At 43.5% G+C, this 15,317-nt stretch carries 8 protein-coding genes; 6 read left to right on the top strand and 2 right to left on the bottom strand.

What is annotated here, in order from left to right; translation table 11 throughout:
- Positions 1–39: 39 nt before the first annotated feature.
- Both ACGHAV_RS00480 and sbcB read right to left on the bottom strand, forming a co-directional pair.
- Positions 40–1,695: a DUF342 domain-containing protein gene (locus ACGHAV_RS00480; RefSeq protein ID WP_390374974.1), complete on the bottom strand. Its 1,656-nt coding sequence runs from the start codon at positions 1,693–1,695 to the stop codon at positions 40–42.
- A 144-nt stretch (positions 1,696–1,839) separates the two neighbouring features.
- The gene (gene sbcB / locus ACGHAV_RS00485; protein WP_390374977.1) at positions 1,840–3,270 is read right to left on the bottom strand and encodes an exodeoxyribonuclease I; all 1,431 of its coding nucleotides are present in this window, start codon (positions 3,268–3,270) and stop codon (positions 1,840–1,842) included.
- A 183-nt stretch (positions 3,271–3,453) separates the two neighbouring features.
- Here sbcB and ACGHAV_RS00490 point away from each other — a divergent pair, with 183 nt between their 5' ends.
- From ACGHAV_RS00490 to ACGHAV_RS00515, 6 genes are all read left to right on the top strand, one after another.
- Complete coding sequence (locus tag ACGHAV_RS00490) at positions 3,454–7,092, top strand: ATP-binding protein (RefSeq protein WP_390374980.1); 3,639 nt, start codon at positions 3,454–3,456, stop codon at positions 7,090–7,092.
- Between the two features lie 153 nt (positions 7,093–7,245).
- On the top strand, positions 7,246–8,238 hold the full coding sequence (locus ACGHAV_RS00495) for an isoaspartyl peptidase/L-asparaginase family protein (protein WP_390376020.1): 993 nt from the start codon (positions 7,246–7,248) through the stop codon (positions 8,236–8,238).
- Positions 8,239–8,408: 170 nt separating this feature from the next.
- The gene (locus tag ACGHAV_RS00500; protein ID WP_334015151.1) at positions 8,409–8,828 is read left to right on the top strand and encodes a CBS domain-containing protein; all 420 of its coding nucleotides are present in this window, start codon (positions 8,409–8,411) and stop codon (positions 8,826–8,828) included.
- Positions 8,829–9,065: 237 nt separating this feature from the next.
- Positions 9,066–10,397: a Na+/H+ antiporter NhaC family protein gene (locus ACGHAV_RS00505; protein WP_390374983.1), complete on the top strand. Its 1,332-nt coding sequence runs from the start codon at positions 9,066–9,068 to the stop codon at positions 10,395–10,397.
- Between the two features lie 122 nt (positions 10,398–10,519).
- On the top strand, positions 10,520–14,515 hold the full coding sequence (gene hrpA, locus ACGHAV_RS00510; RefSeq protein ID WP_390374986.1) for an ATP-dependent RNA helicase HrpA: 3,996 nt from the start codon (positions 10,520–10,522) through the stop codon (positions 14,513–14,515).
- Between the two features lie 236 nt (positions 14,516–14,751).
- The gene (locus ACGHAV_RS00515; RefSeq protein ID WP_334015155.1) at positions 14,752–15,054 is read left to right on the top strand and encodes a PilZ domain-containing protein; all 303 of its coding nucleotides are present in this window, start codon (positions 14,752–14,754) and stop codon (positions 15,052–15,054) included.
- Positions 15,055–15,317 lie beyond the last annotated feature (263 nt).

Consider the following 15,317-nt stretch of genomic DNA (forward strand, 5'->3'; position numbering starts at 1 on the left):
ATAAATACCGGCGCAAAGCACTGGCGTTAAATACCCTTTTTAAACAATAGGGTCGTAGTGCCATTCGTGTGAGTCGTAATGCACTCTCACTCTCTCGAACTCTCGCTCAGATCGCCAACTTCTATTATTCAGCTTTGCTGAAACGCCGGGGTATAGACGTTTGTTAGCGATGAGTTTTATATCGGTTTGGTAGCTCTCCTTCGCCATTTTTACGATATTCGACTTGTTCTCAAGCCATTCCAACAACGCATTTTCATTATTAACTAGTTCCAATGCTTCTGCGACCTTATTCTGCAGTTCGCGAGGCACCTTCTTACTTTTAATTAAAGAAATTTTTTCTTTGTGCTTTAAATTGTTTTCTCTTAGTTGTTTAAGCAGCTCATCTAGAGAGTCTTTTCTTTCCAAAAGTAAATTAAAGCCAGGGCTAAAGTCGACCTTAAGGGTGCTACCAGACACTGCCCCCAATGTACCAGCTTCCACACGAGCTTGACCTATTATTTCACAAGCAAATAAATTACCCATTGGCTTGTCAATTTGACCAACAATAACGGCACCAGCACAACGTAATCGACTGTAGGCTAATTGTCGTCCCACAGTAATATCGCCATTACAATGCACATCAATACCTTGGCCATGCTGAACGTGAATGCTACCTGCTGCAACAAGCTTGCACTGAAAGTCTCCTTGAGTATCGTTGACCTTGCCCATGGCGCCTTCAGTAATGATGATATCGCCACCAGACTCTATATATGCCGATTCCACAAAACCATTAATGGTTACGTCTCCTGACGCTTTAATCTCCATTTTTTCGGTGACATCACCATTTACCAGTACTGCGCCTTCGTAATTAACATGGCCTGAGCCTACGTTTACGCCGCTACATATGAAGGTGTCATCTACGGTCATGGTTTGATCTTTGTATTTAGGCATACCAGAGATGGCAGACATTAATAGGTTTGCGTCGCCGTCCGATACGACGGTGCCACCACCCATTTTGAAATCAACCCATTCACCTGCAACGGCATCTATTCTGTTACCTTTAACATCAAACCCTGATCGCCCCTGTGTTGGCGCTGTGCGCCGTAAAACGGGCGTGTTAATTTTAACGCAAATCACTTCACCTAGATTTCGCATGTCAACGCGTTCACCACTTCCAGTTTGAGGGCGCAACACGCGCTCTAGCGCATTAGGTACAAGCGGTACAAACTTTGAATTCTTGCCGTTGCGTGCGGGCAGCCCTTTAGCTACCGTTTCTTCAATAATGGTTCCGGCTGGCGCTTGTTTTGCTTCTATAAGCATCTGCTTAATAATTTTTGTGCTCAATCCGCGCTGAATTTTCTTTTTTGCCGCAAGCGATAGTACGGCATCAAGAGAGGGGAATTTGCCGCCATAGGGAGTGGTGAGTACAAGGTTAGCTCGCATGCCATCTTCCGGCACTCTAAATTCTACTTCAGCATTTTTACGCTCACCAATACGTTCGCTAACAACAGTGTCATCGTCTGTTTTGAAATAGTGATTGGCGGTATCGCATGCCGATTTTAACGCTCTTTCTGATACATAAAGCTGTTTAGTTTCGCCCTGTGACAGCGCTTCTCTAACTTCTTTAACATCTACTTCTTTTGAAAATGCCTTTGGCTCTAGCGTTAAATTAATATAAGTACGCGTATTGTCGAAGCTGATTGTTACGCCATCCATACTGTATGCATCCCCTGAGTACTTTTTTCTTATTATCTTTCTTATTATCGGCAGCCATTACTTTTTTGTGACTGTTCTTGTGCTGTTGTTCGCATCATGCGAATAAAACATCTACAGGTAATTTATGCCGATAAAAGAACAAGGTCAAAGGTTTTGCGCATATTGATACAGCGCACGCAAAATAGCCTGTTTTTCAGGGTTGTCACTATGCTCGTGGGCGAGTTGCTCTAATTTCATCATATAGCTTTCAAGGGTAATCGAACCGTTGAATGCAGGGTCGGTAAGTCGAGCTTGCCTATGATGTTGCCAGCGCGTCATTTCATCGGCGGTAAGTGTAGTGGGGTAGTTTCTGGCGCGATACCTAAACAACAAACGTTTAAGACCGTCGTGTTGTGTCTTGTCTTCTAGTGCTGAAAGCTGTTCTGGATTGGCTTCTATTACCTGTTCACACCAACGTCTATCATCGTCATTTAAAAAGCCACCGCTGTATAGTGCATGATCAATGTCTACGTCGTCATCAGTGAACGAATCGTTATAAATTTGCACAAGTTTTTCAGCAAGTTCTGGTGCGTTTGCAAGTTGACGATAGTTATCCAAACATTTATCGCGATCCAACCCAAGACGCGCTGCATTGTCTTCAGTCATTGCCTTCGCCGTGGTAATAAATGGTGACCGATTAACATGGATTAACTTAATTCCCGGCCTATCTTTCGGGTCGTCATAATCTTCTGCTCTGGTATACAAAGCACTTTTGATATCTTCAGATGAATCGTTTAATAAGCTAGTCACATCATGGGATAAGTCGACAACAATAAACGCGTTGTTGTTAGTTGGGTGTTTAGCAATAGGCATCACCCATGTGCAGCATCCTTGGGCAGCAGGGAGTTTTGACGAGATGTGCAGTAAAACAGAAGGCTTACTTACGTCAATTTGCTCTAGTACTTTATGTTTGCTTCTTAAAGAGAAAGCGTAATCGAATAATCGTGGCTGCTTTTCCTTAATCAGTTTTGCTAGTGCGATAGTGGCATATACGTCACTAAGGGCATCATGGGCATTTTCATGACTTAACCCGTTAGCTTCGGTTAATGCTTCTAATTTGAAGCTTGGCGCACCGTCTTCGCGTAAGGGCCATTCAATGCCCTCTGGGCGAAGCGCGTAGCAGGCTCTCGCTAAATCAATAATATCCCAACGACTATTTCCATTGCGCCATTCCCGTGAATACGGATCATAGAAATTTCGATAGAAAAGGTATCTCGATACTTCATCGTCAAACCGAATGCTGTTGAATCCTACGCTACACGTGTTAGGCGTTGACATCTCTCGATATATTTTGGCAGCAAAGTCGGCTTCATTTGAGCCATCTCTAATTGTCTGCTGAGGTGTTATTCCTGTTACTAAGCAGGCTTCAGGGTGCGGCAGGTAGTCGTTAGCAATAGCACTAATAATGTTTATTGGCTTACCAATAACATTCAAGTCTAAGTCAGTTCTTACGGCTGCAAATTGGCAGGGTAAGTCCTTTTGTGGGCTTGTGCCAAACGTTTCGAAATCGTGCCAAAAAAAACTGGGAGAATGCATAACTACTTCTAGTAACGTAAACAAAATTTGAAAGCAGTGTACACTGCGTTTTTTCTAATACCAAACCACACCTGCTTTTTGTACGAAATGTGTCATATCTAATGCTGTTACGGGGGGCTGTTAGCAAGCGATAACTTGCGTAAAAACTAATTGATGTCTAATTTTTAAGTGTTTCTAAGTTAAATGGATGTTGCTTCCTTGCCCACTTTAAAAACGTTGCTATCTAATCATGAAGCGAAGAGTACGCTTGGTTTTGCGCTTTTAATATCTGCTCTGTTCTTGATAGTAACTGTGCTGTTATTTGAAAACAGCATTTCATCGGTGGCAGAAAAGCAAACTTATCAAGTATTAGAAGAATCCGTAGTGGATGCCGAGCAGACCGCTAAGTCCCAAGTGCGTGAATACATGAGTGAACTTAAGTTTCTTCATGCTACTCCGCCCATTCAAGGCATTGTTAGAGCAAGGAAAAACAACGGTGTTGACCCAGTAGATACCACTACCTCCATTCAATGGAAGCGGCGCTTAGAAACCATTTTTGTTGGCTTTATTGAAAACAATGAAGAAATAGACCAGCTAAGAATAATTGAAGCGTCTGGTGAAGGGATGGAATACATTCGAGTAGTGCGAGACGGGGGAAGTATTCACGTTGCTAGCGAGCATGAATTGCAAGCTAAGGGGAGAAGGGGCTATTTTACTGAAAGTCTCAAAAGTAATAGCGGCGAGTTTTATATTTCAGATATCAATTTAAACCGTGAATACGGAGCGCTTCAGTACCCATACAAAAGCGTTATTAGAATTTCCCTTCCTATTTTTGGTGAGGCTGGCGTGCGCTTTGGTCTTATTATCATGAACATCAATGCTTCACATTTGGTCAGCCAAATTGAATCTACATTAAATGCACAGCAGCAACTCTATATCACTGACCATCTGGGGTATTTTGTCACGCACCCACAATCAGAGAAAAGCTTTTCGAAAGATTTGAATCCCAACGTTAATTGGAAATCAGAGTTCAATGTCGAACTGCAAACAGGCACTGCGCTTCTTGAAAATCAAATGAAAAGCGAAAATACGCCTTACAGCGCAATTAAGCTGTACAGCGCGACAAAAGCACTTTCAATTGCTGCCAATCAACAGCATGCTCCATTTTTCATTCACGTTATGCTTCCTGCGAATGTGGTTCAGTCCGTCATCAACGAAAAACGCATTACGGTATACAGCGTTATAGTGGTTGTAACGCTTATTTTCTGCGTTGTTTTGTCTTTTGTTCACCGGAGTAATAGAAAAAATATTGAATTGGCGAAAGTGCGCGGAGAATCAGTTGCCATCATAGCCAGCTCGAAAGACGCGATTTTTAGTATTGATTCAAAGGGCATTGTGAAAACGTGGAACATGTCTGCCGAGTCATTGTTCGATTTGCCTAGCCAACTTGTGATAAATCACCCCATTAGTGCCTTTGAACAATTTTCGCAATTAGACATTGATAAACTGCTAACGCAAACTGGCAAGCAGAACACGTATTCGACACCTTTTTTTGATAATCATGGTGACGAGCGCAAATTACTTGTTACTGCATCTACCGTGTGGACAGAACAATCGCATATTTCCGGCGTTGCGGTGGTAATACGTGATATTACAGATGAGCAACAAGCAAAAGACGCGATAGAGCGGGTTAACGCTAAGCTTGAAGAAAAAGTGGCAAGTAGAACAAAAGAACTCATGGAAGCAACTGAAGAGGCTAAGAAGGCTAGCGAAATTAAAAGCTCATTTATCTCCAATATAAGTCACGAAATGCGCACCCCCCTAAATGGAGTAGTTGGCTCGCTATCCTTACTAAAGCGTCAGCCGTTAGATGAAAAAGCCGAGCAGCTTGTGTCTATGATGGAGATTAGCTGTAATAACCTAAATGTGCTTATTAATGACGTGTTGGATTTGTCAAAAATCGAAGCAGGAAAATTAGACATAAACCACCAACAATTTTCTCCGCTCGAACTTGTTGAGTCTATTGCACGGGGATTTGCTGTTAAAGCAGCGTCAAAAGGGCTGGAGCTTATTGTTGATACCACCGGTGTATTGCCAGCAGAACTTATTTCTGACCCTCACAGAATTAATCAGATCATTAGTAACTTGCTCAACAACGCGATTAAATTTACTCATACAGGTCACATACAACTAAAAGTCGATATGTGTGCAGTGAATGAAGATGAATATGAATTCCATGTTGTTGTGTCTGATACCGGCGTTGGAATAGCCAAAGAAAACCAGCCAAAGCTTTTCACTGCATTTACACAAGCCGATGCTACCGTGGCAACCCAGTATGGTGGTACGGGTTTAGGGCTTTCTATTTGCAAACAGCTCTCAAAACTCTTGGGCGGTGACATAGAATTCCATTCTACTCATGGCACAGGTAGTACTTTCTCATTTTATATACGCGCAAATGTGGCCTCGCATATTTACGAACGCGAAGATATATCCAGTTCTATTTTTAATGGCTTACGTATTGGTGTATCGGCCAACTATGCGCCTTTACAGGAGAACTTGTGCTCTCTTGTAATGCACTTTGGTGCGAAATGTAGCGTGCTTTCAACGCAGGATGACGAGATTGATTGGACAGCATTTACGGTTGTTATTCTTGACGAAACAAGCGCGCTATTGTCGACTATTGATGAGACGTGGGAAGCGTTACTTGAAACGCACGATAGTGCCGACTTACCTCTTATTTGTGTTTTACAAAAAATCGAAGCGGTGCCGATAATGTTCAAACACTTCGCGCCTGTACACCTTTCAAAACCATTGTTAAGCGCAAGTTTTGACAATATCGTCCAACGCTTAGAGGCAAAATTGTCAGGCTTCGACTATACCACCGCGCTTTTAGATAAAAATGAACGAGGGCAAGAGTTTCAAGCGAAAGCAAATAAAGATGACAACAATGATTTAGCACGGTCTATTGATAATACAAACCTGCTTGTTGTCGATGACAATCTGATTAATAGAGAAATTGCGAAAGGTGTTTTAGAAGATTTGCCATGTAAGCTGTTTACCTGCTGTGACGGTGAGGAGGTTGTTGCGTTCCTGCTCAAATGCGAGAAAAAGCAAAAACATATCCACTGCATTTTAATGGACTGCCAAATGCCAAAAATGAATGGATATGAGGCAACACGTGCAATCCGAAATGGATTGGCGGGCGCTTCTCATCAAGGTGTACCTATCATTGCGATGACCGCTAATGCAATGTTGGGAGAAAAAGAGAAGTGCCTTGAAGCCGGTATGGACGACTTTACTACAAAGCCTGTTATGGCCGATGTGCTTATACCGAAAGTGAAACAGTGGCTACTTCACAGACTGGCCGTAATGACCCCAAAGAACACCATCCCTCTTGTAGACAGTATTGTTCGCAATGCGTCGTTACTTGAGAGAAACGAGGAAAATAAACCAACGCCCGACAATCTAGTTAATCGTAGTGATGAGGCAACTAAACAAGCCACTGATGAAGAAACATGTAGATGGGAGAAAGAAAGTGCATTAGCGCGAATTATGGGTGACAAAGCAAAGTTTGCCCGCGTGTGCGAATCTTACGCGAAAAGTGCACCAGAAAAGCTTAAAGTGATTTCTCATGCCATTGAGAAACAAGATTCTCAGCAGATACAGGTGGTTTCACTAAAGCTTAAGGTTATGTCTGCAGATATTGGTGCAGTGCAATTAAAGAGAGACTTTGAAAAGTTATGGGAATTGTCTAAAGTAGAAGACTGGACAGCCGCAGAACAATTAATGCTCACCATCAATGATGACTTAAATACTTTCATCGAGTTATTAGAGGTGGCGTAATAAAACGATAAGCGGCAACTAATATTTTTACAGGGAGAGCTTATCTTGTTTAACTTTAATACACCTTCCACGACAGCGAATACCATATTTGACGCCGTTAAATGGTTTTATATTTCAGTAAAGAAATCATGTTTACTGGCCTTGTCTGTAACCTTGTTAAGTTTTTCTATTTCTGCTTTCGCGCATGAACATCAGTCTGAAAACGCGCCAGTTGCTATAGCCATTCATGGTGGTGCGGGTACTATTTTAAAATCGTCAATGACACCTGAAAAAGAGGCCGCGTATAAAGCAACGCTTGAGCAAGCTGTAAAGCATGGTTATAGCTTGCTCAAACAAGGAGTGCCTGGCGAACAGGCCGTTGTTGAAACCATTAAATTATTAGAACAATCGCCGCTGTTTAATGCAGGTGTAGGCGCGGTATATACGTTTGATGGCAAGCATGAACTAGACGCCTCAATTATGCACGGTGGTACTAAAAATGCTGGTGCGGTGGCGGGTGTAACCACTATTAAAAGCCCAATTGAAGCTGCACTGTTGGTGATGGAATCGTCGCCGCATGTAATGCTTTCTGGCAAAGGTGCAGAACAGTACGCAGCGGAGAATGGTTTAGAGCAAGTCGACAACACTATGTTTGACACCGAATTTAGAAAGCATGCATTAGATAAAGCCAAGGCTCGCATGGCGCAGGCAAGCGCTGGCTATGGTTCTCAGCAGGGGAATGAAAGGTTTGGTACCGTTGGCGCAGTAGTTTTAGACAAGCAAGGCAACATAGTCGCTGGCACGTCAACCGGAGGAATGACCGCGAAGCGCTACGGCCGAATTGGTGATTCACCCATAATAGGTGCGGGTACCTATGCAGATAATGAAAGCTGTGCAGTGTCGGCCACTGGGCATGGGGAATTTTTTATTCGATATCATGTTGCCGCTGATATTTGTGCACGCATGAAATACCAAGGTTTAAGCCTTTCTGAAGCCGCCGGCAAAGTCGTTAACGACATTTTGGTAGAAGCGAAAGGTGATGGTGGTGTTATTGCAATAGATAGCGCTGGCAATATTGCTATGCCATTTAACTCAAAAGGTATGTATCGCGCCAGCATTTCAACTGATGGCGATGTTACGGTGGCCATCTACAAAGACGCACTGTAATTTTAATGTGTAAGAAACTGGCTTGCTGTTGCTTCACCGTCTAGAGTTAAGGTGTGGGGAAAGCTTTCACAAGTGATTTATAACAATTAACAATTGACGTGCCGTATCGCCATTATTGGAGTAACACCGTAGCAGTATCGGTCACAAGGCGCCACGGCTGGAGAAAATGTATGGAATCGTTGCAAGTCAGTGATTATATGAATACTCATCCGGTTAAGCTTAAAGTAGACATGCCCGTTGCGCAGGCAGTTGAAGCATTGCTATCGAGTGGGCAAAGCGGTGGCCCAGTAGTAGATAGTAAAGGGAAAGTAGTAGGTTTCTTATCAGAGCAAGACTGTATTGCTCAGATGATAGCATCAAGTTATTACCGAGAGCAGATTTGTCAGGTAGGCGAGATTATGAAAACGCCCGTTATTTCGATAAAACCCTACATGTCTGTTATTGAGCTCGCGCAATTACTGCTCAAGGAAAAGCCGAGGGTTTATCCCGTTGTTGACGATGACGGCGTTTTGCAAGGTTGTATTAACCGAACCGCCGTATTGCGTGCTATCGACGTACAGCTGCATGACGGTTATCAACGGGCCGGTTAATTAAAGGTCTGTTAATAAAAATACGTAAGAGGAGCAACAGCTCCTCTTTTTTTGCAGAAAATCAACCACTCCATTTCAGGTAAAGTGAGTTTGCTACAATGGCTAATCGTCTTTCCATTCGTTTAAAAAACGCATATCCTTTCCTACTATTTCGCATAATCAATTACTAGAGAGCGTTGACAAAAAAACGTTACGCTACAGTAATCTAAAAAATAATCCTATCATCAGAGGTATTCAGTGCACCTAAAAAACGATATCGTGCCCAACCCAATAGGTCTGACCCCCATACTATTGTTCGTAGTTCTTGTTGTGGTTACTGGCATTACCACCAACGATATTACTTCAATGCCTATTCTAGTAGCGTTTTTTATTAGTGCTGGCTACGGACTTTGCCTTAATCCAAAAGGCGAGAAGGTGAGTTTTTCAAACAAAGTGCAAACGTTTTGCAAAGGTGGCGGTGACAAAAACATCATTCTCCTTGTTTTAATTTTTCTGCTCGCAGGCGCATTTTATGCTGTAACAATAGATATAGGGGCACGTGACGCAACTGTAAATATGGCGCTTCAGTTTGTACCATCGGCACTTATTCTTCCTGGGCTGTTTCTCATTTGCTGTTTTATTTCGTTTGCTATGGGTACATCAATGGGAACGATAACTGCGCTTTCTCCAATAGGTGCAGGCCTTGCAAGCAGTTTAGGGTTACCGGTAGAAATGGCACTAGGTATTGTTGTAGGGGGCGCAATGTTTGGTGACAATCTATCGTTTGTCTCCGATACCACCATTGCAGCTACACGTACGCAAGGTGTTCAGCTAAAAGATAAGTTTCGCGCAAACCTTATGGTGGCAGTACCTGCATGCGCAGTTACTATGGCGTTGTTGCTTATGGTCGATGTAGATACCTCTGGCATAGTAGACGGTAAAGATTATGATTTCTGGCGTATTTTACCTTATCTTTGCATTATTGCTTTCGCTCTTACTGGCTTTAACGTTATCAGCGTTCTGGCAATAGGTATTGCAAGTGCGTGCGCGGTAGGACTGGTTCAGGGCAGCTTTACACCGTTATCGATGATGCAAAGCATCCAAAAAGGCATGGGTTGGATGCAAGACCTTGCAATGATTGCCATTACGATAGGCGGTATTGTTGCATTAATGCATGCAAACGGTGGTATAACGTGGCTTATTCAGCGCTTAACACGCAAAGTTACGTCAAAAAAGGGCGCCGAGTTTAGTATTGCAGGTTTGGTAAGTTTTCTTGATATTACAACCGCTAACAATACTATTGCTATTGTTACCGCTGGACCCATAGCTAAAGACTTAAATGAAAAATATGGTGTTGACCCGCGTCGTACTGCATCGCTGCTTGATATTTTCTCGTGTAGTTTCCAAGGCCTTGTTCCCTATGGTGCGCAATTGCTTAGCGCCGCAGCAGTTGTAGGCATATCGCCTTTGGCAATAACGCCTTACTGCTGGTATCCCATGCTCATTTTTGTTTTCGGCGTTGCCGCAATTTGGTTTGGTTATCCACGCTTTACATCACCTCAAGACGACGAACTAACCCAATCGGTGTAGTTTTGCGTAATGAGGTTCACGTTTGAATTAACAATTCACACGCTAGCTTTTTAGGGCGGTATCTTCTAGGATCACCGCCCGAATTTTAATGACGTTTCGATATACTCCGTAGGATTGCAATTTTGTCTTCAGCCATTGCTATTAAGCCGCTTTACGCCAAACTCGATGAATGTTTAAGTGCAGATAAATTCCGTCTAAAGCGCCGCATAACTCAACTAGCGCAAAAACTAAAAGCGGGATCATCAAAAGACAACACGAAACATAAAAACCACGACGAAGGTGTGGGTGAAAAAAGCAATGATTCAGCGCAGGCTTTAAATCGAAGAGAAGGGCAATTTGAAGAGCAAATTGAAAAACAAGCACAGCAACTTATAAACGACATAGAAGCGTCTATTGCCAAGCGCGCGTGGCGCCAGTCAAATTTGCCTAAGGTTGAATACCCGCCGCTACCAGTAAGTGACAAAAAAGAAGATATCAAAGCCGCCATAGCCAATAATCAAGTGGTTATTGTTGCCGGTGAAACAGGCTCGGGGAAAACCACGCAGCTGCCAAAGATTTGTTTAGAGCTAGGACGCGGCGTAAACGGCCTTATAGCGCATACGCAGCCTCGTCGACTGGCCGCTAGAAGTGTAGCTACCCGAATTGCAGAAGAGCTAAATACGCCGCTGGGTGAGAAAGTAGGTTTTAAAATTAGGTTTAGCGATCAAGTTAGCGAGCGTAGTTACGTAAAGCTGATGACCGACGGTATGCTGTTAGCTGAAATGCAGCAAGACCGATACTTAAACCAATATGACACTATTATCATCGATGAAGCGCACGAAAGAAGTCTTAACATTGATTTTCTTTTGGGTTATGTACGTCAGCTACTCGACAAGCGCCCCGATCTAAAGCTAATTATCACATCGGCAACTATCGATCCTGAACGCTTTTCAAAACACTTTGATGATGCACCTATTATTGAAGTTAGTGGCCGAACCTATCCGGTTGAAATTCGCTATCACGCACCTGAGGACAGCGCAGACGATGTAGAGCAAACCGACGCTATTATTCATGCTGTTGATGAATTAATGCGCGAGGCGCCTGGCGATATTTTGGTGTTTCTTAGCGGTGAACGCGAAATTCGGGACACGCAAGATGCACTCACCAAACAGCACTACCGCAATACTGAAATTGTGCCGCTTTACGCGCGTTTGTCTGCAGCAGAGCAGAACCGTATTTTTCAGTCGCATAGTGGTAGACGTATTGTGCTGGCTACCAACGTAGCCGAAACATCGCTTACTGTGCCAGGAATAAAATATGTAATAGACCCTGGTTTCGCCCGTATTTCTCGCTACAGTGCGCGCAGTAAAGTGCAACGTCTACCGATTGAGCCAATTTCACAAGCATCTGCGAACCAAAGGGCGGGGCGCTGCGGTCGTGTATCTGACGGTATTTGTATTCGACTGTACAGTGAAGATGATTATTTAGGGCGCCCTGAATTTACCGACCCAGAAATTCTTCGCACTAACCTTGCGTCGGTTATTCTTCAAATGCTAGCGCTGGGTTTAGGTGATATCGCAGCGTTTCCGTTTGTGCAGCCACCCGATAATCGAAACATCAATGACGGTTTTCGTTTATTGGAAGAAATTCAGGCTATCGTAAAGCGCAAAGGCAAAATGCAGCTTACGCAGCTTGGTAAGCAGGTGGCAAGGCTGCCAATAGATCCTCGCTATGCACGTATGGTGATAGAGGCACAGCGCACTAATGCAGTTAATGAAGTCATGGTTATTGCGGCTGGCTTGTCTATTCAAGATCCAAGAGAGCGCCCGCAAGAAAAGCGTCAGCAGGCAGACGAAAAGCACAGCGAATACCACGATAAAGATTCAGACTTTATTAGCTTATACAATCTTTGGATAGCATTTAGAGAGCAGCAAAACGCCCTAAGCCAAAATCAGCTTCGTAAGTGGTGTAAACAGCAGTTTATTAACTACCTTCGTATGAGAGAGTGGCAAGATATTGTAAGCCAGCTTAAAAAGTCTATTGCGGAGTTAGGCTTTGGTATCACAAAACAAGAGGCCGACTATCAAGCAATACACCAAGCTATTGCAAGTGGCCTTTTGTCTCATCTTGGTTTCAAAGACAAAGACCGAGAATACTTGGGGTCTCGTAACACCAAGTTTTTAATTTTTCCGGGTTCAGGGCTTGCTAAGTCACAGCCTAAATGGGTTATGGCTGCAGAGCTAGTTGAAACGTCAAAGCTGTTCGCAAGAATGGTAGCCAGAATAGACCCCACATGGGTTGAACCTTTAGCTGAGCACGTTGTACAGCGAAGCTACTCAGAACCACACTGGTCTAAGAAACGCGGTGCGGTTATGGCGTTCGAGAAAGTGACATTATTTGGGCTGCCGATAGTGATGAAGCGCGCCAAAGTGTACAGCCTGATAGACCCGCCAATTTGCCATGAGCTTTTCATTAGAGAAGCGTTGGTTGAAGGTAATTCAAAACTAAATTACGGATTTCTTCAAGAGAATCAGGCGCTGCTAGCACAAGCCGATGAGTTTGAGCAAAAGACGCGTCGTCGCGACCTTATTGTTGATGACGACGAGCTTGTGAGTTTTTACGCAGAGAAAATACCTGTAGAAGCGAACAACGATGCGTCGTTTAAAAAGTGGTTTAGACAACACGGCAGCAATGAACTGCTTACCTTCACCGAAGAAGACGTATATAGGCAGCAACCCGGGCAGTCGGTTGCCAACGCATTTCCTGATGTGTGGCGACAGGGCAACATTACCATGCCACTTCGCTATAACTTTGAGCCAAATGCCGAGGACGACGGTGTTACGGTGGTTATTCCACTGCCAGTGCTTAACCAAGTGGATAACGTGGGTTTTGATTGGTTGGTGCCGGGATTGCGACACGATCTGGTTGTAGGGCTAATTAAAACACTGCCAAAGCGTTTGAGACGTAATTTTGTGCCAGCGCCTAATTTTGCCGATGCGTGCCTTGCAGATATAAGTGAAACCGATAAAAACAACCGCCCAGTACTTTTATTAGACGCGGTAAGCGACAAACTTCGCAAAATGACTGGCGTAGTGATAGAGCCTGAAGATTGGAATTTAGCACAGTTAGATAAGCACCTTACCATGCATTTCGCGGTTGTAGACGACAACGGTGGTGACATAGCTAAAGGCGACGATCTTCATGCGCTTAAACAGCAATGCGCAGGGCAGGTGAAGCAAACGTTTGAACAGGCTGCGACTCCCGAATTAGAAAGAAGCAACATAGAGCAATGGGATTTCGAAAGCCTGCCAGAAACTTTTGTACAGAAAGTAGGCGGCTTCGAAGTGCAGGCATTTCCGGCGCTCGTACAGAAAGGCGAAACCGTTGATATTGCACTTATCGATGAGGCTGAAAAAGCGCAGATGCTGCACAGGCAAGGTGTTAATGTGCTGATTAAGAATGCGATGCCTTCGCCTTTGAATTACCTTCAAAACAAATTGCCTAACAAAGCAAAGCTCGGGTTGTACTTCAACCCATTCGGCCAAGTTAAAGCGCTTATTGATGACTGTATATTTGCTGGCATTGACGCAATAGTCACGGATTTCTGTAAAACAAATAACAGTGATGTACGAAATAAGGCCGAATTTGAGGCATGTTTAGACATTGCGAGGGCAGAAATAAATGACCGTGTTCTTGAAATTGCCAAACGCGTTGAGCAGGGACTAACCCTTGCGCATCAATGCCAAAAGCAGATGAAAGGCAACGTGCCTCTTACTATGATTAATGCTCTGGGCGATTGCAAAGCGCATTTAGCTTCATTGGTATTTCCAGGTTTTGTGTCAGATATTGGCGAAGCTAAGTTAGATGATTGGAATCGCTATATTAAAGGGCTTGCGCGCAGGCTTGAGAAATTGCCCATCGATCCGAACAAAGACCGAATGCACCAAGCTACTGTAGAGAAGTCTATGAGAGAATGGGAAAAGGTCTGCGGTAAATACCCCAAAGGGAAAGTACCTGATGCACTAAATGACGTACGTTGGATGATAGAAGAACTTAGGGTTTCGCTTTTTGCTCAACAACTTGGAACGGCTTATCCAATTTCGGCTAAACGCATTACACTGTATCTCAACGACTTTTAGCGATAGCGCAGTCTATTTACAATATCAGAGTGACAGGTAAAACGTTAAAGTCTATAGTTGGATTTGAAAAGATTGGGCAGAAGCAAGCGCAGTATTGCGGTTGAAAATAATATAATAAAATGCTTACATGATATTGATTGAACAAAAAGTAACCAGTTCAATTGACAACAAATCGTGAACGCCCTATAACAACAAAGTAGTCGTAAGCGTAAAGCTAAACACTAGGAGAAGTAGACATGTTAGGATACGACGATAAGCGAAATTTTTTCAGGATGATGGTTAATTCGCCTTGTCAGTTGCAAGTTACTGACGATGAGTCGAGTCGTACAATGCAGGCTATGTGTAAAGACATCAGTGCAACGGGCATGTCTTTAGAGGTTGACGAGCCGTCTATCGAAGTGGGTACTCAGGTGAGCGTAGCCATTGAGTCTTCAAGCTCGCAAATTCCTTCGCTTGCTGCACTAGCAACCGTAGTAAGATGCGAAGCAGAGTCTGAGTCTAGTTGCGTTATCGGTGTTGAAATTTCACAAATGAAATGATGTTGATAGTGAGAGAGCGCGTCAAATTGCTCTCTCACTAGCGAAAGCTACAACGAAAGCAAAAATCAACCTTACCTAGGATAATCGAGGTATGGTATCGCTTCCACTGTAGTTTTTCTTATGACCCACTTTTATTGATACTGACTGGCAATCACTACATCTCTGAGTTAGTACATCGTCCTCAATCAAAAAAGTTGAACATTCTGTTCTACATAATCCATTTTACCCTCTTTATTTCGTCAACAATAATAATCAGCATACTC

This window comes from Alteromonas sp. MTD1, assembly GCF_042848195.1.
In the GTDB taxonomy this organism is placed as follows: domain Bacteria; phylum Pseudomonadota; class Gammaproteobacteria; order Enterobacterales; family Alteromonadaceae; genus Alteromonas.

What these genes read in the sequence shown, in the direction of transcription:
- sbcB (WP_390374977.1), bottom strand. Translation starts at nt 3,270, where the DNA reads ATGCATTCTCCCAGTTTTTTTTGGCACGATTTCGAAACGTTTGGCACA.
- ACGHAV_RS00515 (WP_334015155.1), top strand. Translation starts at nt 14,752, where the DNA reads ATGTTAGGATACGACGATAAGCGAAATTTTTTCAGGATGATGGTTAAT.
- ACGHAV_RS00480 (WP_390374974.1), bottom strand. Translation starts at nt 1,695, where the DNA reads ATGGATGGCGTAACAATCAGCTTCGACAATACGCGTACTTATATTAAT.
- ACGHAV_RS00500 (WP_334015151.1), top strand. Translation starts at nt 8,409, where the DNA reads ATGGAATCGTTGCAAGTCAGTGATTATATGAATACTCATCCGGTTAAG.
- ACGHAV_RS00490 (WP_390374980.1), top strand. Translation starts at nt 3,454, where the DNA reads ATGGATGTTGCTTCCTTGCCCACTTTAAAAACGTTGCTATCTAATCAT.